Consider the following 18,814-nt stretch of genomic DNA (forward strand, 5'->3'; position numbering starts at 1 on the left):
CTCACTTCTCTCGGACTCGATGGTTGGGGTGTCTGGAAGGACGGCACAGCGGCTTAAAACGTGACGGGAATGCGCGACACCCGCGCGTGTCACATTCGGCCGGGCTATCGCGTCCTTAACTTCATGAATGCCCAGCACGACCAGGTGAGCGACGCGTGGCGCGCCCATCGCGCCTATCTGGTGGACCTCGCCTTTCGAATGCTGGGCGACGTCGGGGCGGCCGAGGACGTGGTGCAGGAGGCTTTCTTCCGCCTGCTGCAGGCCCCGATCGGCGACATCAACGACGAGCGGGGTTGGCTGATCGTGGTGACCAGCCGGCTGTGCCTGGACCACATGAAATCGGCCACGTCGCGTCGCGAACGCGCGCAGGACATGGCCGAGCCCCGATACGGCGACCGCGCCTCGTCGTCCATCGATCCCGCCGACCGGGTGACCCTCGACGACGAGGTCCGGCTGGCCCTGCTGATCATGCTCGAACGCCTCAGCCCCGCCGAGCGAGTGGTGTTCGTTCTGCACGACATCTTCCAGGTGCCCTACGACGCCATCGCCGCGACCGTAGGCAGCCGCGCGCCCACCTGCCGGCAGCTGGCGCATCGGGCCCGGCGCAAGATCAACGAAGCCCGCCCTGCAAGCCCGGCCCGATCCGGGAAAGTGGAACCGGCTCAGCACCACGTCGTCACCAGGGCCTTCATCGAAGCGTGTGCCACGGGAGACCTGGACGCCCTGCTCGAGGTGTTGGACCCGAACGTCTCGGGTGAGGTCGATGCGCGCAGGGGCGCCGTCGTCGTCGGCGCCGACCAGGTTGGCGGGAACATCCTGCGGTTCTGGGGCCGGCCCGAAACCGTCCTGGTGGCCCAGCCGGTGTGCGGCCAACCCGCGGTCCTGGCATTCGTCAAGCGCAAACTCGTCGGCGTGCTGGCCCTGACGATCGGGGACGGCAAGATCACGAAAATTCATGTGCTGGTCGAGCATTCGACGCTCGGTCCGCTGCGCGCCGAGCTCGGCGGCGCGCGCTAGGCGTCACATTCCCGCGAGCTGCGTCGTCCTCTAATGCATGAGTACACCCGCAGCACAACCACATTCGCGCACGACGAATTCGCCGTTCGTACCGGTGGGGCCGTCGCTTTTCGTCCGGCTGGTCCTCCGGCCAATGTCCAGAGCGCTCAACCCGCTCGTCGGCATGCTCGCCGGGCGGCGTTTCGTCCCGCTGATCGCACGGGTCCACCACGTGGGCCGGCGGTCCGGCAAGCCCTACGTGACCTCGACGGGTGCCCACATCACCGGCGACACGATTGTGATTCCGCTGTCGTTCGGCAACCAGTCCGACTGGGCGCGCAACGTTCGGGCCGCTGGGCGCTGCGACGTGCAGCTGGGTGGCCGGCTTTATCGCGCGACGCAACCGCGATTCGTCGACGCGGAGGACGCCAAACCCGTTGTCAGACAGTCCTTCAACGCCGTCAACCGCGTCAGCTTCAGGCTGTTCGGTATCAGGCAGTACCTGCTTCTGCACACCACCAATTGAGAGGAAGACCATGAAAACGCTTGCTACACTTGACCGGCCAAGCTGGCTGCCGCCGTCGTCCTGGCCCTGGCCGACCTACGCACTGCGCCACGACCGGGGCCGCATCGCGGTCACCGACATCGGCGAGGGACCGACCCTGCTCTTCGTTCACGTCGGCACCTGGAGCTTCGTCTGGCGCGATGTATTGCTGCGCCTGCAGAACGATTTTCGATGCGTCACGGTGGACGCGCCCGGCAGCGGCCTGAGCGACCGGCAGCCGGGCCCGCCGACGCTCGCCCAAGCCGGCGACGCCGTCACCGCGGTCATCGATGCGCTGCAATTGCGCGACGTCACCCTGGTCGCCCACGACCTGGGCGGCCCGGCCGGATTCCTGGCCGCGGCGCGCCGTCCCGATCGCGTTGCGGCATTCGCGGCGGTCAATTGCTTCGCGTGGCGGCCGACGGGTCCGGCATTCCGGGGCATGCTCGCGCTGATGGGCAGCGCCCCGGTCCGCGAACTCGACGCGGCCACCAACGTGCTCTCCCGCGTGACGTCGACGAGCTTCGGCGTCGGCCGGCACCTGAGCCGCGCCGACCGCGCGGTCTTCCGCGCGGGCATCGACGCGCCGGCGCGCCGGGCCTGGCACGGCTACTTCCGCGACGCGCGCCGCGCCCACGCCCTCTACGCCGAGGTCGGCGACGCCTTGCGGGGAAAGCTGGCCGACCGGCCGGTGCTGACCATCTTCGGCCAGCTCAACGATCCGCTGCGGTTCCAGCCGCGGTGGAAGGCATTGTTTCCCGCGGTACGCCAACTGAAAGTTCGACGCGGCAACCACTTTCCGATGTGCGACGACCCGGACCTGGTAGCCGGGGCGCTTAAGGCCTTTGTGCGGGGGGCCGTGCGCCTTTCGTAACCGGCGCGTGACATGCAAAGCTGCTGGGCATGGTTATCGCGATTGCCCGCCCCAAGCTCGAAGGCAACATCGCGGTCGGAGAGGACCGCCAGATCGGTTTCGCCGAGTTCGGTGCCCCCTGGGGTCGCGCGGTCTTCTGGTTCCACGGAACTCCCGGCGCCCGCCGGCAGATCCCGGTCGAGGCCCGGGTCTACGCCGAGGAACACAACATTCGCCTGATCGGCATCGACCGGCCGGGCATCGGTTCGTCGACACCCCATCGGTACGCGAACATCCGGGCGTTCGGGGACGACCTGCGGACGATCGCCGACACGCTGGGCATCGACAAGATGGCGGTTATCGGCCTGTCCGGCGGCGGCCCGTACGCGCTCGCGTCCGCCGCCGTGCTGTCAGATCGCGTGGTGGCGGCCGGGGTACTCGGCGGCGTCGCGCCGTTCCTTGGCGACGAAGGGATCACCAGCGGTCTGATGAACCTGGGTAAGCGGGCGGCGCCGCTGCTGCGGCTGGGAGGTGACCCGCTGCGGATCGGCGCAAGCTTGGTGATCCGGATGATCCGTCCGGTCGCGAATCCCGCGCTGTATCTGTATGCCGCGATATCGCCCGAAGCCGACCGGCGCCTGCTCACCCGGCCCGAATTCAAGGCGATGTTCCTCGACGACCTGCTCAACGGCAGCCGTAAGCAACTGGCGGCCCCGTTCAACGACGTCATCCTGTTCACGCGGGACTGGGGTTTCCGGCTCGATGAGGTCAAGGTGCCGGTCCGCTGGTGGCACGGCGACAGCGACCACATCGTCCCGTTCGCCCACGGCGAGCACGTCGTGTCCATGCTGCCCGACGCCGAGCTGTTCGTGCTGCCCGGTGAAAGCCATTTGGCCGGGCTGGGCCGCGGCGAGGAAATCCTGTCCACCCTGATGAAGCTCTGGGACGAGCAGGCCTGACCGACGCGCGCGGCCGCCGGGTAACCTGCTGACGTGCTGCTGGCCTCGCTGGACTCCGCTGTCACCACGGACATTCCCGACGCGGTGAGTATCGATGGCGCCGTGCTGAGCCGCAGCGGCTTGGTCGGCGCCGCAACGTCGGTGGCCGAGCGCGTCGCCGGCGCCGGCCGCGTTGCCGTGCTGGCCACCCCGACCGCGTCCACGGTGCTGGCGATCACGGGGTGCCTGATCGCCGGTGTGCCGTTCGTCCCGGTGCCGTCGGACGTCGGCGCGGCCGAACGCCGGCACATGCTCACCGACTCTCGGGCGCGGGCGTGGTTGGGGCCGCAGCCCGACGACCCAGAAGGCTTGCCGCACATCCCCGTTCGGCCACACGCCCGGTCCTGGCATAGCTATCCCGAGCCGGCGCCGGAGTCCACCGCGATGGTCATCTACACCTCGGGCACCACGGGGGCGCCCAAGGGGGTGGTGCTGAGCCGCCGCGCGATCGCCGCCGACCTGGATGCGCTGGCCCAGGCCTGGCAGTGGAGTGCCGACGACGTGTTGGTGCACGGGTTGCCGCTGTTTCACGTGCACGGCCTGGTGCTTGGCCTGCTCGGGTCGCTGCGGATCGGAAATCGCTTCGTGCACACCGGAAGACCGACGCCGGCGGGCTATGCGCAGGCCCGGGTCGAAGCCGGGGGCACGCTGTTTTTCGGGGTCCCCACCGTGTGGTCACGGGTGGTGGCGGACGAGACCGCCGCCGAGGCGCTGCGGCCGGCGCGGCTGCTGGTGTCCGGGAGCGCCGCGCTGCCGGTGCCGGTGTTCGACCGGCTGGCACGGCTCACCGGGCACCGGCCCATCGAACGCTACGGCGCCTCGGAATCGTTGATCACGGTTTCGACGCGGGCCGATGGCGAACGGCGAGCGGGCTGGGTGGGCCTACCGCTCGCCGGCGTGGAGACCCGGCTGCTCGACGACGACGGCGGCCCGGTACCAGCCGACGGGGAAACCGTTGGCAAGCTTCAGGTTCGGGGCCCGATGATGTTCGACGGTTACCTGAATCGGCCGGAGGCCACCGCCGAGGCCTTCGAGCCCGACGGCTGGTATCGCACCGGCGACGTCGCCGTCGTCGACGGCGCGGGCATGCACCGCATCGTCGGCCGCGAATCGGTCGACTTGATCAAGTCGGGCGGATACCGGGTCGGCGCGGGGGAGATCGAAACGTCGCTGCTCGGGCATCCGGGCGTGCAGGAGGCGGCCGTCGTCGGCCTGCCCGACGAGGACCTGGGCCAACGCATCGTCGCGTTCGTCGTCGCCTCGTCCGACCTGCAAGCCGACGACCTGATCAGCCATGTCGCCGGGGAGTTGTCCGTGCACAAGCGACCGCGCGAGGTGCGCATCGTGGATGCGCTGCCCCGCAACGCGATGGGCAAGGTCCTCAAGAAGCAGTTGCTGGCCGAGGGCTGAGTTGCTGCCGGCCCGAATGCCCCCGGACCACGACACGCAGGATGTTGCCAGGTTTTCTAGCGGGCGCGACCGCGAGCCTTCACCTACCGTCGTAGGCGTGACTCGGCCCAATCGCGCGGTGGACGCCGCTATGACGACCGCGGGACCGGACGTCACCACGATGCGGCGGGTAGCTACCGCGTGCCTCGTCGGCTCGGCCATCGAGTTCTACGACTTCCTCATCTACGGCACCGCCGCGGCGCTGGTGTTTCCCGCCGTGTTCTTCCCGCACCTCAGCCCCACGGTGGCCACGATCGCTTCGATGGGGACATTCGGCGCCGCCTTTCTGTCCCGACCCGTCGGCGCGGCCGTGTTCGGGAACTTCGGCGACCGGCTGGGCCGGAAAAAGACACTGATCGCGACGCTGCTGATCATGGCCATCTCCACCGTGGCCGTCGGCATGATTCCCAGTGCGGCGGCGATCGGTGTGACGGCCCCGCTGCTGCTGGTCGCGCTGCGGCTGCTGCAAGGGTTTGCGGTGGGCGGCCACTGGGCCGGATCCGCGCTGCTGAGCGCCGAGTATGCGCCGGCGGGCCAGCGTGGCAGGTACGGGATGTTCACCGCGCTCGGGGGCGGTACCGCGCTGGTGCTGAACAGCTCGACCTTCCTCGCGGTGAACTACACCATCGGCGAAGACAGCTCCACGTTCATGCAGTGGGGGTGGCGGCTTCCCTTCCTGATCAGCGCGGCGCTGATCGTCATCGCCCTCTACGTGTGGTTCAAGATCGACGAAACCCCGTTGTTCGCCGAGGAGAAGGCTCAACACGCGGTACCGAAGGCGCCGCTCAAGGAGGTGCTGCAGCTGCATCGCCGGGAGATCGTCCTGGCCGCGGGCAGCGTCATCTGCGGTTTCGGCTTCGTCTACATGGCCGGCACCTACCTGACCACCTATGCCCACTCGCATCTGGGGTACTCGCGCAACGTCATCCTGTTCGTCGGCGTGCTGGGCGGGGTGGCGAGCATCGTCGCCGTCGCGTTCTCGGCCACCCTGTCCGATCGCGTCGGACGCCGCCGGATGATGTTGGTGGCGTGGGTGGGGTGTCTGTCCTGGTCGTTTGCGGCGATCCCGCTGATTGATACCGGCAACCCCGTTTTGTACGCGGTGGCCGTCGTCGGCATGTACGCCGCGGCGGCGGTCGGTTCCGGACCTACCGCGGCATTCATCCCCGAGCTGTTCTCCACCCGCAACCGCTACAGCGGATCGGCGCTGTCGGCGAACCTCGCCGGTGTCATCGGCGGCGCCTTGCCGCCCCTGATCGCCGGAACGCTGCTGGCCACCTACGGCAGCTGGGCGATCGGCCTCATGTTGGCCGCCCTCGCGTTGACCAGCCTGGTGTGCACGTCGCTGCTTCCGGAGACACACGGAACGGCGCTTCGAACCACGCAGGGCGTGCACGTGGGGCACGGGCCCGCTGAGGTGGAGCTGCCGACCGGCCGTTAGCTCAGTTGGCGTGCAGGTCCTCGTTGAGCGCGATGCCCTGACCGTCGCGGGCCACCACTTCGACCGCCCCAGTGAGCGAATTGCGCCGGAACAACACGTTATTGGCGCCGGAGAGTTCTCGGGCCCTGACCGCCTTGCCGTCCGGCGTGGCGACCTTGGTGCCCGCGGTGACATAGAGGCCGGCCTCGATGACGCAGTCGTCACCCAGCGAGATGCCCAGGCCCGCGTTGGCGCCGAGTAGGCACCGTTTGCCTATCGAAATCACTTGCGTACCACCGCCGGACAACGTTCCCATGATCGACGCCCCGCCGCCGATGTCGGACCCGTCGCCCACCACCACGCCGGCCGAGATGCGGCCCTCGACCATCGACGCGCCCAGGGTGCCGGCGTTGTAGTTCACGAAGCCCTCGTGCATCACCGTCGTGCCCGGCGCCAGGTGGGCGCCGAGCCGCACCCGGTCGGCGTCGGCGATGCGCACGCCGGTGGGCATGACGTAGTCGACCATCCGGGGAAACTTGTCGACGCCGTAGACCGTCACCGGACCCTTGCGGCGCAGCCGCGCGCGCACCGCCTCGAATCCCTCGATCGCGCAGGGGCCGTGATTGGTCCACACCACATTGGTCAATACCCCGAACAAGCCGCCGGCGTTCAGCCCGTGCGGCGCCACCAGCCGGTGTGACAGCAGATGTAGCCGCAGGTAGGCGTCGTAAGCGTCGGCGGCGGCATCGTCTAGGGAGCCGATGACCGTGCGCACCGCGATGGTCTCGGTGATGCGGTCGTCGTCGCGGCCGATCAGCGCCGCCAGCTCCGGAGGAACGTCGGAGAGCGCCAGCCGCGACGTGCCGCTGGTGCCCGGTCCGGTCAGTTCCGGTGCGGGAAACCAGGTATCGAGAATCGATCCGTCGGAGGCGAGGGTCGCCAATCCGATGCCTGCAGCTCCAGTCACGCTCGCCACGCTACTTGCCCGGCATCGCGCGCCGAACCACTACCCTTGTTGGCGTGCTGGACTTGCATGGCGATCCGATCGAGCTGACCGCGGCGCTGGTTGATATCCCCAGCGAGTCCCGCGACGAAGCGCGCATCGCCGACGAGGTGGAGGCCGCCCTGCGCGCCCAGACGTCCGGCTTCGAGATCATCCGCAACGGCAACGTGGTGTTGGCGCGCACCGAGCGCAACCGGCCGTCGCGCGTGCTGCTGGCCGGGCATCTGGACACCGTCCCGGTGGCCGACAACCTGCCCAGCCGACGCTCGACCGAACCGGACGGCGATGTGCTGCACGGCTGCGGCACCGCGGACATGAAATCCGGCGACGCGGTCTTCCTGCATCTGGCCGCCACCATCGCGGAACCGGTGCACGACCTGACCCTGGTGTTCTACGACTGCGAGGAAATCGACGCGGCCGCAAACGGTTTGGGTCGCATCGAACGGGAGCTCCCGGACTGGTTAGCCGCCGACGTGGCCATCCTGGGCGAGCCGACCGCCGGCTACATCGAAGCCGGCTGCCAGGGCACGCTGCGCGTGGTGATCAGCGCGACCGGCACCCGCGCGCACTCGGCGCGTTCGTGGTTGGGCGACAACGCAATTCACAAACTCGGCGCCGTGCTGGACCGGCTGGCCCGCTACACCGCGCGCACGGTCGACATCGACGGCTGCACCTACCGCGAAGGCCTGTCGGCGGTGCGGGTCGACGGCGGCGTGGCCGGCAACGTGATTCCCGACGCGGCCTCGGTGACCGTCAATTACCGCTTCGCTCCCGACCGGTCGCTGGACGCGGCGCTGCAACACGTGCACGACGTGTTCGATGGGCTCGACGTGCGGATCGAGCAGACCGACGCCGCCGCGGGCGCGCTGCCGGGCCTGTCACAACCCGCCGCCAAAGCCCTGGCCGAAGCCGCCGGCGGGCAGGTCAGGGCGAAATACGGGTGGACGGACGTGTCCCGGTTCGCCGCGCGCGGCATCCCGGCGGTGAATTTCGGGCCGGGCGACCCGAATCTGGCGCACCGGCGCGACGAACGGGTGCAGGTCGCCGCGATCACGGCCGCCGCCGCGATGCTGCGGCCCTACTTGGGAGGTTGACCGTCGGCGGGATCAGCCGCAGCGTTGTGCCTGCGCGGCGGCGTCGGCGGCCGCCGCGCGCATCCCCGCGGCCTCCAGCTCGTGCGACACCGCGAGCAGCGCCGCGCTATCGCGCGTCGCCAGCGCTCGGGCATGGGCCAGCGCGATTCGTCCTACGGCGCAGTCGATCTCGCCGCCGAGCCGGGCCAGCGGGTCCGCGGCCCGGGCGTCGCCGAGCCGGACGGCCTCGTACCACGCATGCAGCGCCGCCGCCGACTGACCGCCGCGTTCGGCCATCCGGGCGGCATCGCGGGCCGCGGCGACCGCGCCGTGCGCATCGCGCACCGAGGCCAGCCGCCACGCCCGCGCCACACCGAGTTCCGGCGCAAATAACGCCGACTTGGTTCCGTGCCGAGATTCAGCTCTGCTCAACGCCTTTGCCGCGGCAGCGGTGTCGCCCTGTTGCGCCAGCGCGGTGGCCAACAGTGTCAGCGACAGCGGCCCCCACGAGTAGCCGGTGCGTTCCAGCGTGGCGGCCGCGGGGACGAGAAGCGCTGCGGCTTGGGCGAATTCGCCGCCGGCGATCAGCACATGCGCCAGCAGCACCTCGCCGATGGCGCGGCCGGGCTGCTGCAGCTCGGCGAAGTCGGTGAACTGTTGCGCGAGCTTTCGCGCCGCGTCGAGTTGACCCGCCATCAGCAGCGCGCTGGTTTGGCCCAGCCCGATCGTGAAGCGCAGCAGCCCGGGATGCTCGGCGGCCAGGGCGCGCTGGGCCAGCGGCTCGACGTCGTCGAAGCGGCCCTGGCGCGCCGCACACAGCGCGGCGGCGCTGGCCGCCCAGGCCACCGCCTGGTCATCGGCCGAGGGTGAGGCCAGCACCTCCCGCGCGACTTTGACGGCGTGCCCGACGTTGCCCGCGTTCATCGCGAAGGTGGCGCTCAGCGCGTCGAGGGTGGTCCGCGGGCCCGTGTCGGTGACCCGATTGCGGGTGGTCCGCAGGAACGCGGTGGCCCGCTCCGGCTCGCTGAGCATCCAGAACTGGTTGGCCGCCCGCAGCAGCGCCCAATCCATCAGCGCGGCTTCGGTCAACGCGGTGGAGTCGACGACGTCCAGCAGTGCGTCGGCCTCGCGGCCACGTCCCTGCCACGCCAGGGCGTGCGCCAGGGCCAGGCGCGCGGCCAGGCCGCCGGAGCGCTCCAGCGCCGACCGGGCCAGTCGTTCGCCCAGCGCGAGATCGCCCAGGCGCAACGCCTGCCGCGCGGCGTCGGCGACCTCGGCGACGCGCTGGGGAGCGTCGCTGTCCAGCGCCAGGGACGCCAGCCGTAGCCGGTCGACGAGGTGATCCGACGGATGCTCCGACAACCGCGTGACCAGCTCGGTGCGCCGCCGTCGCGCGCCCTCGCCGCCCAGCGCCGCCCGCGCGCGTTCGGCGAACAACGGGTGCGCCGTGTAGACCACCGGGTCGTCCGCGCGCTCGTCGCGCACCCGGGTTTCCGCCGCGCCCCATTCGGCCGCCTCGCTGACCGCGCCGTCGCCGGCAAGGACGGTGAGATCGGCGAGCGACAGCGGCTCGGCGACCGCCAGGTAGTCCAGCACCGCCCGCGCCGGCGCGGGGAGCTCGGCGAGGAACTCGTCGACCTCGCCCGGCGTGGTCGCCCCGCCGGGCGCCTCGATGTCGATCCGATCCAGCAGAGCGTCGGTCCACAGCGCCGCGATGGCCTCTGGTGCGGCCCCAGAATCTTGGGCGGTGACGATCAGGCGGGCGGTTCCGGCCAGCGCCAATTGGTACACCAACGTGGCGGACAGGATGTCGAGGTCGTGGGCATCGTCGACGATGAGCAGCAGCTCGCCCTGCGGGTCGTCACGGCCCAGCGATGCCCGCGCCGCGCGCAACAGCGCGGCCGGTTTGCCGATCTCGTCGATGTCCACCAGGTGGCTGAAGGCGCCGAAGGGCACCGCCCGCTCGGTCGGCGTGCCGGTGACCCAGCGGGTGATGGTGCCCGGGTGCCGGCCGGCGAACTGTTCTGCGGCCAATCGGGCCAACGTGGATTTGCCGCAGCCGTCCGGTCCCAGCACTACCGCACCGGCCCGCGCCCCGTCGCCCAGCGCGGCGTCGAGCCGTTCCAGGGCGCCCGCATGCTGAGGGACATTCCATCGAATCGGCACCGCCGGATTTTAGTGCGCGCGGTGTGCGCGCCGCACCGGGCGTGGTCTACCTTTCGGTTATGCCGGCGGAACGCGATTCATCGAGCGAGTGGGCGGTGTGTGTGTACTGCGCGTCCGTCCCGACGCATCCCGAATTGCTGGAGCTGGCCACCGAACTCGGCGAGGCGATAGCCGACCGCGGCTGGACCCTGGTGTATGGCGGCGGCCACGTCTCGGCGATGGGTGCGGTATCGAGCGCGGCGCGGGCACGCGGCGGCCGGACCGTCGGGGTGATCCCCCAGCAGTTGATGAGCAGGGAGCAGGCCGATACGGAAGCGGACGAGCTGGTCGTAAGCGAGACCATGCGCGAGCGCAAGCAGATCATGGAGGACCTCGCCGATGCGTTCATCGTGCTGCCGGGCGGTGTCGGCACCCTCGACGAGTTCTTCGAGGCGTGGACGACTGGCTACCTCGGCATGCACCGCAAACCCGTGGTGATGCTCGACGCGTGGGGCCACTACGAGGGCTTGTGGATCTGGTTGAACGGCTTGCTGGACAGCGGGTACATCTCGCAGGTCGCGATGGACCGTATGGTGCTGGTCGATAAGGTGGGTGCCGCAATAGAGGCGTGCGCCCCCACCTGAGGTCGGCGGGCTGAATGGGACGGCGCCGAGGGGAATCGAGGGATCACGTGTCGAAAGACGGGGGAACGCGCGCAGCGGTCGGTCTGGCCGATATCGCGGTTCGGGCGCCGCGCGTACTAGCCGATCTGCCATCGATCGTGCGGGGTGTGCGCACCGGGCTGCTGGCGTTTCCGAACTCCAAGAAGTCGATCGGCACGGTGTTCCAGGAGCGGGCCGCTCGCTACGGCGACCGGGTCTTCCTCAGGTTCGGCGACCAGGAACTGACCTACCGCGACGCCAACGCGGCCGCCAACCGGTACGCCGCCGTGCTGGCCGCCCGCGGCGTCGGCCACGGCGACGTCGTCGCGATCATGCTGCGCAACTCGCCCAACGCCGTGCTCACGATGCTGGCGACGGTCAAGTGCGGCGCGATCGCCGGGATGCTCAACTACCACCAGCGCGGCGAGGTCCTGGCACACAGCCTGGGCCTGCTGGACGCCAAGGTGTTGATCGCGGAGACGGACCTGGTCAGCGTCGTCACCGACTGCGACACCACGGCCGGCACCGAGACGCTGACCATCGAAGACGTGGAGCGATTCGCGGTGAGCGCCCCGGCCACCAACCCGGCATCGGCCTCGGCGGTGCTGGCCAAGGACACCGCGTTCTACATTTTCACGTCGGGCACCACCGGATTCCCCAAGGCCAGCGTGATGACCCACCGCCGCTGGCTGGCGGCGCTGGCCGCGTTCGGCGGGCTGGGGTTGCGGCTGAAGAGTTCCGACACGCTCTACAGCTGCCTGCCGCTGTATCACAACAACGCGCTGACGGTCGCCGTGTCGTCGGTGATCAATTCCGGGGCGACGCTCGCGCTGGGCAAGTCGTTTTCGGCGTCGCGGTTTTGGGACGAGGTGATCGCCAGCCGGGCGACGGCTTTCATCTACATCGGTGAGATCTGCCGCTATCTGCTCAATCAGCCGCCCAAGCCCACGGACCGCGCGCACAAAGTGCGCCTGATCGCCGGCAACGGGCTGCGCCCGGAGATCTGGAACGAGTTCACCAAACGGTTCGGCATCGCGCGGGTGTGTGAGTTCTACTCGTCCAGTGAGGGCAACACCGCGTTCATCAACATCTTCAATGTGCCTCGGACGACGGGAATTTCGCCGACACAGCTGGCCTACGTGGAGTACGACCCCGACACCGGCGCCCCGTTGCGCGACGAGAACGGACGGGTGCGCCGGGTGTCCGCCGGTGAGCCCGGTCTGCTGATCAGCCCGGTGAACCGGCTGCAACCCTTCGACGGCTACACCGACCAAGAGTCGACCGAAAAGAAGTTGGTGCGCAACGCTTTTCGTGAGGGCGACTGCTGGTTCAATTCGGGCGACGTGATGAGCCCGCAGGGCATGCGGCACGCCGCGTTCGTGGACCGGCTCGGCGACACCTTCCGCTGGAAGGGGGAGAACGTCGCCACCACGCAGGTCGAAGCGGCGCTGACGTCGGAGGGTTCCGTCGAGGACTGCACCGTCTTCGGTGTGGAGATTCCCCGCACCGGCGGCCGCGCCGGGATGGCCGCGGTCAAGCTGCGCGACGGCGCCGAGTTCGACGGCAAGTCGCTGGCCGGTGCCGTCTACGGCCAGCTGCCGGGCTATGCCCTGCCGCTGTTCGTGCGGGTGGTCTCGGCGCTGGAGCAGACCACGACGTTCAAGAGCCGCAAGGTCGAGCTGCGGGAGCAGGCCTACGGCCCCGACGTGGACGACCCACTGTTCGTCCTGGCCGGCCGGGACGAGGGCTACGTGCCCTACTACGACGAATATCCGGACGAAGTCGCGGCGGGCAAGCGACCTTAGGGCTGACAGCACGCCGAGCGTGCGGCCAGCCGCACGTTGGCGTCGAGTGTGCGGCTGGCCGCACGTTCGCGAGCAAGGCCAGGCACCATGTACGTGTGCAGTCAACCCTGTGCGGCCGACCGGTCGCCGCGGATCGCCCGCTGATCATGGCGATCGTCAACCGCACGCCGGACTCGTTCTACGACAAGGGTGCGGCCTTCAGCGACGACGCGGCCAGGGCCGCCGCACACCGGGCCGTCGAGGAGGGCGCGGACGTCATCGACGTCGGCGGCGTCAAGGCGGGCCCGGGCGACAACGTCGACGCGGACACCGAGATCGCCCGGCTGGTGCCGTTCATCGAATGGCTGCGCGACGCCTACCCCGACCAGCTGATCAGCGTCGACACCTGGCGCTCGGAAGTGGCCAAAGTGGCCTGCGCGGCGGGCGCGGACCTGATCAACGACACCTGGGGCGGCCACGACCCCGCCCTGGCCGAGGTGGCCGCGGACTTCGATGCGGGCCTGGTCTGTTCGCATACCGGCGGGGCGCTGCCACGCACGCGTCCCTTCCGGGTGAGCTACGGCACGACCACCCGGGGCGTGGTCGACGACGTGATTCGCCAGGTCACCGAGGCCGCCGAGCGGGCCGTCGCGGCCGGCGTGGCCCGCGACCGGGTGCTGATCGATCCGACCCACGATTTCGGCAAGAACACCTTCCACGGGCTGGCGTTGTTGCGCCACGTTGGCGATCTTGTTAAGACCGGATGGCCTGTCCTGCTCGCTTTGAGCAACAAGGATTTCGTCGGGGAGACTTTGGGTGTGGAACTGACCGAACGGCTGGAGGGGACGCTGGCGGCCACCGCGCTGGCGGCGGCGGCGGGCGCCCGGATGTTTCGGGTGCACGAGGTCGCGGCCACCCGCCGGGTGCTGGAAATGGTGGCCTCGATCCAGGGCATGCGGCAGCCGGCGCGCACCGTGAGGGGACTCGCATGACGGCATCGGAGCTGGTCGACCTCGCCAGCGATGGCCTGCTGGCGGCGCGGCCCGGCGACATCTGGCTGTCCAACCGCAGCTGGAACCGTCCCGACTGGACGATCGGGCGACTCGAAGAAGCCAAGGCGGGGCGGACGATTTCGGTGGTGCTGCCCGCGCTCAACGAGGAAGACACCATCGAATCGGTGATCGACAGCATCTCGCCGCTGGTCGATGGATTGGTCGACGAGCTGATCGTGCTGGACTCCGGCTCGACGGACGACACCGAGATCCGCGCCATCGCCGCCGGCGCCCGCGTCGTCAGCCGCGAACAGGCCCTGCCCGAGGTTCCGACGCGGCCCGGCAAAGGCGAGGCGCTGTGGCGTTCGCTGGCGGCCACCAGCGGCGACATCGTGGTGTTCGTCGACTCCGACCTGATCAATCCGCACCCGATGTTCGTGCCGTGGCTGGTCGGCCCGCTGCTCACCGGCGACGGCATCCACCTGGTCAAGAGCTTCTACCGGCGGCCACTCATGGTCGGCGATTCCGGTGGCGACGCAGGTGCCACCGGGGGCGGGCGGGTCACCGAGCTGGTGGCCCGGCCGCTGTTGGCGGCCCTGCGCCCGGAGCTGGGCTGCGTGCTGCAGCCGCTCGGCGGCGAGTACGCGGCCAGCCGAGAGCTGCTGACGTCGTTGCCCTTCGCCCCGGGCTACGGCGTGGAGATCGGTTTGCTCGTCGACACCTTCGACCGCTTGGGCCTGGACGCGATCGCCCAGGTCAATCTCGGCGTGCGGGCCCATCGCAACCGGCCGCTCTCGGAGCTGGGTGCGATGAGCCGGCAGGTCATCGCGACGCTGTTCGCGCGGTGCGGCCTGCCCGACTCCGGGGCCGGGTTGACGCAGTTCTTCGCCGATGGCGACGGCTACACCCAGCAGACCTCTCCGGTGTCGCTGGCGGACCGCCCGCCGATGAATGTGTTGCGGCCACGCTGATCCGTGTCGGCCCGATAGGGCAATATCGTTCCCGTGGCGTTGGTTCTGCTCTATCTGGTCGTGCTGGTGTTGGTGGCGATCGTGCTGTTCGGCGCCGCCAGCCTACTTTTCGGTCGCGGTGAGCAGCTGCCTCCGCTGCCGCGCGGGACGACCGCGACGGTGCTGCCCGCTTACGGCGTGACGGGCGCCGACGTCGACGCCGTCAAATTCACGCAGGCGTTGCGCGGCTACAAGACGAGCGAGGTGGACTGGGTGCTCGATCGGCTGGCCCGCGAGCTGGAGGCGTTGCGCGGTCAGGTGGCGGCCGCCCACGCCGCGCCCGCCGCCCACGCAGCGCCGGCCGCCGAGGTCGCCGAGAAACAGGCCGAGGGCGATGCGGTGGAACCCGAGGACGGCGAGGATCGTCAGGACACTGTGTGAGCGACTTGAGCGATCAGGATCTTGTTCGCTGCGGCTGGGCGGACCTTCGACCCGGAGCCGACTTCGAGCTGTACCGCGACTACCACGACCAGGAGTGGGGCCGCCCAACCCGCGACGGGGTGGCGTTGTTCGAACGGATGAGCCTGGAAGCCTTCCAGAGCGGCCTGTCGTGGCTGATCATCCTGCGCAAAAGGGACAATTTTCGGCGCGCCTTCTCCGGGTTCGACGTCGAGAAGGTCGCCCGCTACACCGACGCCGACGTGGAGCGGCTGATGGCCGACTCCGGCATCGTCCGCAACCGCGCCAAGATAGACGCGACGATCGCAAATGCCCGCGCCGCGGCAGACCTGGGCTCTCCCGAGGACCTTTCCGAGCTGCTGTGGTCGTTCGCGCCGCCGCCTCGACCCCGGCCCGCCGACGCGTCTGAAATCCCCTCGGCCAGCGAAGAATCGAAGGCCATGGCGCGCGAGCTCAAACGCCGCGGGTTCCGCTTCGTCGGGCCGACCACCGCCTATGCGCTGATGCAGGCGACCGGCATGGTGGACGACCATATCCGTGCTTGCTGGGTGCCCGCGCAAGGCCGGTGACGTGCCAGAGCCGGGTCTTTGTGTAACTGCCGACCCGAATAGGGAACAATGGGGGAGTGATTTGGCAGTTCAATGTCGGGTATGGCTGGAAATCCACTGGCGGGGCGTGCTCGGCGCCGACCCGGTCCGCGAAGGCGGGTCAGCTCGAACTTGGAGGGAGCATTCGATGGCGGCGATGAAGCCCCGGACCGGCGACGGTCCTCTGGAAGCAACCAAGGAGGGGCGCGGCATCGTAATGCGGGTACCACTCGAGGGTGGTGGCCGCCTTGTCGTCGAGTTGACGCCCGACGAAGCCGCCGCTCTGGGCGACGAACTCAAGGGCGTCACCAGCTAGACCCGCTACGGTCTGCCGGGCGGAGTCACGCACCCACCTTCCGGTAGATGTCCAGCGTTTGCTCGGCGACGCGGGCCCAGGAGAATTCCTCGATACAGCGTTGGCGCCCCGCGCGGCCGTAGCGCTCCGCCCGTTCCGGGTCGGCGACCAACGCATTGACCGCTTCGGCCAACCCGGCCTGGTAACGGCCTGCGTCGTCGGGGTCGTAATGCACCAGCGACCCGGTGACCCCGTCGACGACGGCCTCGGGTATTCCGCCGACGTCGGAGGCCACCACCGCGGTGCCGCAGGCCATCGCCTCCAGGTTAACGATGCCCAACGGCTCGTAGACCGACGGGCACACGAAAACAGTTGCCGCCGAAAGTATTTCGCGTAGCTGACCAAGAGGAAGCATTTCCCGGATCCAGAACACGCCGGTGCGGGTGCGGGCCAAAGCGGCCACGGCCGAGCGGATCTCGTCGGCGATCTCCGGGGTGTCGGGAGCGCCGGCGCACAGCACCAATTGCACGTCGGGGCTGAAGCGGTGCGCGGCCGCGAGCAGGTGAGCCACGCCCTTCTGCCGGGTGATCCGCCCGACGAACGCCACGCTGGGGCGGCCCGGGTCCACGCCGAGGCCGGCCAGCATCGAGCCGGTGTACCCCGGCCCCGCCGGATACCACACGTCGGTGTCGACGCCGCTCCGAATGACATGCACCAGGCTGGGATCCAGCGTCGGGTAGACCCGCAGCACGTCCTCACGCATGGCGGAGCTGACCGCGATCACCGCGTCGGCGGCCAGCACCGCGGTTTGTTCCACCCACGTCGACACCCGGTAGCCGCCGCCGAGCTGTTCGGCCTTCCACGGCCGCAGCGGCTCGAGCGAATGCGCGGTCAGAACGTGCGGGATGTCGTAGAGCAGCGCGGCCAGGTGCCCCGCCAGGCCGGTATACCAGGTGTGCGAATGCACGACGGTGGCCGCCGACGCCGCATTGGCCATCACGAGGTCGGCGGACAGGGTGGACAGGGCCGCGTTGGCGCCATGGATCCGCGGGTCGGGCTGATAGGCGAGGGCACCGGGGCGCGGTGCGCCCATGCAGTGCACGTCGACCGCGCACAGCCGGCGCAGGTGTGCGACCAGTTCGGTGACGTGTACCCCGGCCCCGCCGTAGACCTCCGGTGGGTACTCCCGCGTCATCATCGCCACCCGCATACTCCGCACCGTAGTTCGCTGACGGCACCCTCCGCGAGTCGGGCGGAGCGATCCCTCGTCGCGGCGTCCATTCGAGCCAAATACCTTGACGGACAGCCCGTCAGGGCCTGCGCGATCGGGAGGGCAATAGGGCGCTTCCCCCTGGCAGCACTGCGCGGCTGCCGTTAGGTTTGAAGCCATGAGGGAAGCGCCACACGTGCTGGGTGTCGTCCTGGCCGGCGGCGAAGGCAAGCGGCTGTATCCGCTGACCGCGGACCGGGCCAAACCCGCGGTCCCCTTCGGTGGCGCCTACCGGCTGATCGACTTCGTGCTCTCCAATCTCGTCAACGCCCGCTATCTGAGGGTCTGCGTTCTCACCCAATACAAGTCGCATTCACTGGACCGCCATATATCGCAGAACTGGCGGCTGTCCGGCCTGGCCGGTGAGTACATCACCCCCGTGCCGGCGCAGCAGCGCCTGGGCCCGCGCTGGTACACCGGGTCCGCCGACGCGATCTATCAGTCGCTCAACCTGATCTACGACGAAGACCCGGACTACATAGTGGTTTTCGGCGCCGACCACGTGTACCGGATGGATCCCGAGCAGATGGTGCGGTTCCACATCGACAGCGGCGCCGGCGCAACCGTGGCCGGCATCCGGGTACCGCGTGCCGAGGCCACCGCGTTCGGTTGCATCGACGCCGACGACTCCGGCCGGATCCGCGCCTTCGTGGAGAAGCCGCTGGATCCTCCGGGAACTCCCGACGATCCGGACACGACGTTCGTGTCGATGGGCAACTACATCTTCACCACCAAGGTGCTCATCGACGCGATTCGCGCCGACGCCGACGACGACCACTCGGACCATGACATGGGTGGCGACATCGTCCCGCGGCTGGTCGACGACGGGATAGCCGCGGTGTACGACTTCTCCGACAACGAGGTGCCCGGGGCCACCGACCGGGACCGCGCCTATTGGCGGGATGTCGGGACGCTGGACGCGTTCTACGACGCGCACATGGACCTGGTGTCGGTGCATCCGGTGTTCAACCTGTACAACCGGCGCTGGCCCATCCGCGGGGCGACGGAGAACCTGGCGCCGGCGAAGTTCGTCAACGGCGGCTCGGCGCAGGAGTCGGTCGTCGGCGCCGGCAGCATCATCTCGGCGGCCTCGGTGCGCAACTCGGTGTTGTCGTCGAACGTCGTGGTGGACGACGGCGCGATCGTCGAGGGCAGCGTGATCATGCCGGGCACCCGGGTTGGCCGCGGGGCCGTGGTTCGCCACGCGATCCTGGACAAGAACGTCGTCATCGGGCCCGGCGAGATGGTCGGGGTGGACCTGGAAAAGGACCGCGAGCGGTTCGCGATCAGCGCCGGCGGCGTGGTCGCGGTCGGCAAGGGCGTCTGGGTTTAGC

At 69.5% G+C, this 18,814-nt stretch carries 18 protein-coding genes; 15 read left to right on the forward strand and 3 right to left on the reverse strand.

All coding sequences use genetic code 11. From position 1 onward, the window contains the following. Positions 1 to 123: 123 nt before the first annotated feature. From sigI to ACQI5H_RS10570, 6 genes are all read left to right on the forward strand, one after another. Positions 124 to 1,017, forward strand: coding sequence for an RNA polymerase sigma factor SigI (gene sigI / locus ACQI5H_RS10545; RefSeq protein ID WP_427079362.1), 894 nt, complete (start codon positions 124 to 126; stop codon positions 1,015 to 1,017). A 133-nt stretch (positions 1,018 to 1,150) separates the two neighbouring features. Continuing rightward, on the forward strand, positions 1,151 to 1,522 hold the full coding sequence (locus tag ACQI5H_RS10550; protein WP_427079323.1) for a nitroreductase family deazaflavin-dependent oxidoreductase: 372 nt from the start codon (positions 1,151 to 1,153) through the stop codon (positions 1,520 to 1,522). A 10-nt stretch (positions 1,523 to 1,532) separates the two neighbouring features. Then, entirely contained in the window at positions 1,533 to 2,414 is an 882-nt protein-coding gene (locus ACQI5H_RS10555; RefSeq protein ID WP_427079324.1) for an alpha/beta fold hydrolase, read from the forward strand. A gap of 29 nt (positions 2,415 to 2,443) precedes the next feature. Continuing rightward, positions 2,444 to 3,352 carry an alpha/beta fold hydrolase gene (locus ACQI5H_RS10560; protein ID WP_427079325.1) on the forward strand — a complete coding sequence of 303 codons (909 nt, stop codon included), beginning with the start codon at positions 2,444 to 2,446 and terminating at the stop codon, positions 3,350 to 3,352. A 33-nt stretch (positions 3,353 to 3,385) separates the two neighbouring features. Then, positions 3,386 to 4,801, forward strand: a complete 1,416-nt coding sequence (locus tag ACQI5H_RS10565) for an acyl-CoA synthetase (RefSeq protein WP_427079326.1) — start codon at positions 3,386 to 3,388, stop codon at positions 4,799 to 4,801. A gap of 160 nt (positions 4,802 to 4,961) precedes the next feature. Beyond that, the gene (locus ACQI5H_RS10570; protein WP_427079363.1) at positions 4,962 to 6,281 is read left to right on the forward strand and encodes an MFS transporter; all 1,320 of its coding nucleotides are present in this window, start codon (positions 4,962 to 4,964) and stop codon (positions 6,279 to 6,281) included. Between the two features lies 1 nt (position 6,282). Here the strand turns inward: ACQI5H_RS10570 and dapD are convergent, their stop codons facing one another. Further along, positions 6,283 to 7,236 carry a 2,3,4,5-tetrahydropyridine-2,6-dicarboxylate N-succinyltransferase gene (gene dapD, locus ACQI5H_RS10575; RefSeq protein ID WP_427079327.1) on the reverse strand — a complete coding sequence of 318 codons (954 nt, stop codon included), beginning with the start codon at positions 7,234 to 7,236 and terminating at the stop codon, positions 6,283 to 6,285. A 44-nt stretch (positions 7,237 to 7,280) separates the two neighbouring features. On the opposite strand from dapD, the gene dapE reads away from it, so the two are divergent. Next, positions 7,281 to 8,357, forward strand: coding sequence for a succinyl-diaminopimelate desuccinylase (dapE, locus tag ACQI5H_RS10580; RefSeq protein WP_427079328.1), 1,077 nt, complete (start codon positions 7,281 to 7,283; stop codon positions 8,355 to 8,357). Positions 8,358 to 8,369: 12 nt separating this feature from the next. Here dapE and ACQI5H_RS10585 read toward each other — a convergent pair whose 3' ends face one another. Further along, positions 8,370 to 10,502 carry an AAA family ATPase gene (locus tag ACQI5H_RS10585; RefSeq protein WP_427079329.1) on the reverse strand — a complete coding sequence of 711 codons (2,133 nt, stop codon included), beginning with the start codon at positions 10,500 to 10,502 and terminating at the stop codon, positions 8,370 to 8,372. Positions 10,503 to 10,561: 59 nt separating this feature from the next. Here ACQI5H_RS10585 and ACQI5H_RS10590 point away from each other — a divergent pair, with 59 nt between their 5' ends. From ACQI5H_RS10590 to ACQI5H_RS10620, 7 genes are all read left to right on the forward strand, one after another. Continuing rightward, the gene (locus tag ACQI5H_RS10590; protein WP_427079330.1) at positions 10,562 to 11,125 is read left to right on the forward strand and encodes a TIGR00730 family Rossman fold protein; all 564 of its coding nucleotides are present in this window, start codon (positions 10,562 to 10,564) and stop codon (positions 11,123 to 11,125) included. 47 nt (positions 11,126 to 11,172) lie between these two features. Further along, positions 11,173 to 12,948 (forward strand): long-chain-acyl-CoA synthetase FadD6, encoded by a 1,776-nt coding sequence (gene fadD6 / locus ACQI5H_RS10595; protein ID WP_427079331.1) that lies wholly within the window; start codon positions 11,173 to 11,175, stop codon positions 12,946 to 12,948. 146 nt (positions 12,949 to 13,094) lie between these two features. Further along, a complete protein-coding gene (gene folP / locus ACQI5H_RS10600) occupies positions 13,095 to 13,919 on the forward strand; it encodes a dihydropteroate synthase (RefSeq protein WP_427079364.1) in 825 nt (274 codons plus the stop codon). Beyond that, positions 13,916 to 14,890 (forward strand): glucosyl-3-phosphoglycerate synthase, encoded by a 975-nt coding sequence (locus ACQI5H_RS10605; RefSeq protein ID WP_427079332.1) that lies wholly within the window; start codon positions 13,916 to 13,918, stop codon positions 14,888 to 14,890. The genes folP and ACQI5H_RS10605 overlap by 4 nt, the downstream gene beginning before the upstream one ends. A gap of 33 nt (positions 14,891 to 14,923) precedes the next feature. Next, positions 14,924 to 15,310, forward strand: coding sequence for a DivIVA domain-containing protein (locus ACQI5H_RS10610; RefSeq protein ID WP_427079333.1), 387 nt, complete (start codon positions 14,924 to 14,926; stop codon positions 15,308 to 15,310). Positions 15,311 to 15,315: 5 nt separating this feature from the next. Further along, positions 15,316 to 15,897, forward strand: coding sequence for a DNA-3-methyladenine glycosylase I (gene tag, locus ACQI5H_RS10615; RefSeq protein ID WP_427079365.1), 582 nt, complete (start codon positions 15,316 to 15,318; stop codon positions 15,895 to 15,897). Between the two features lie 166 nt (positions 15,898 to 16,063). Continuing rightward, complete coding sequence (locus ACQI5H_RS10620; protein ID WP_003406247.1) at positions 16,064 to 16,231, forward strand: DUF3117 domain-containing protein; 168 nt, start codon at positions 16,064 to 16,066, stop codon at positions 16,229 to 16,231. Positions 16,232 to 16,256: 25 nt separating this feature from the next. Here ACQI5H_RS10620 and glgA read toward each other — a convergent pair whose 3' ends face one another. Next, positions 16,257 to 17,420, reverse strand: a complete 1,164-nt coding sequence (gene glgA / locus ACQI5H_RS10625; protein ID WP_427079334.1) for a glycogen synthase — start codon at positions 17,418 to 17,420, stop codon at positions 16,257 to 16,259. 178 nt (positions 17,421 to 17,598) lie between these two features. Between glgA and glgC the strand changes: the two genes are divergently transcribed. Next, positions 17,599 to 18,813 (forward strand): glucose-1-phosphate adenylyltransferase, encoded by a 1,215-nt coding sequence (glgC, locus tag ACQI5H_RS10630; protein ID WP_076064043.1) that lies wholly within the window; start codon positions 17,599 to 17,601, stop codon positions 18,811 to 18,813. Position 18,814 lies beyond the last annotated feature (1 nt).

It is taken from the genome of Mycobacterium heidelbergense (assembly GCF_050205645.1).
GTDB classification, from domain to species: domain Bacteria; phylum Actinomycetota; class Actinomycetes; order Mycobacteriales; family Mycobacteriaceae; genus Mycobacterium; species Mycobacterium heidelbergense_A.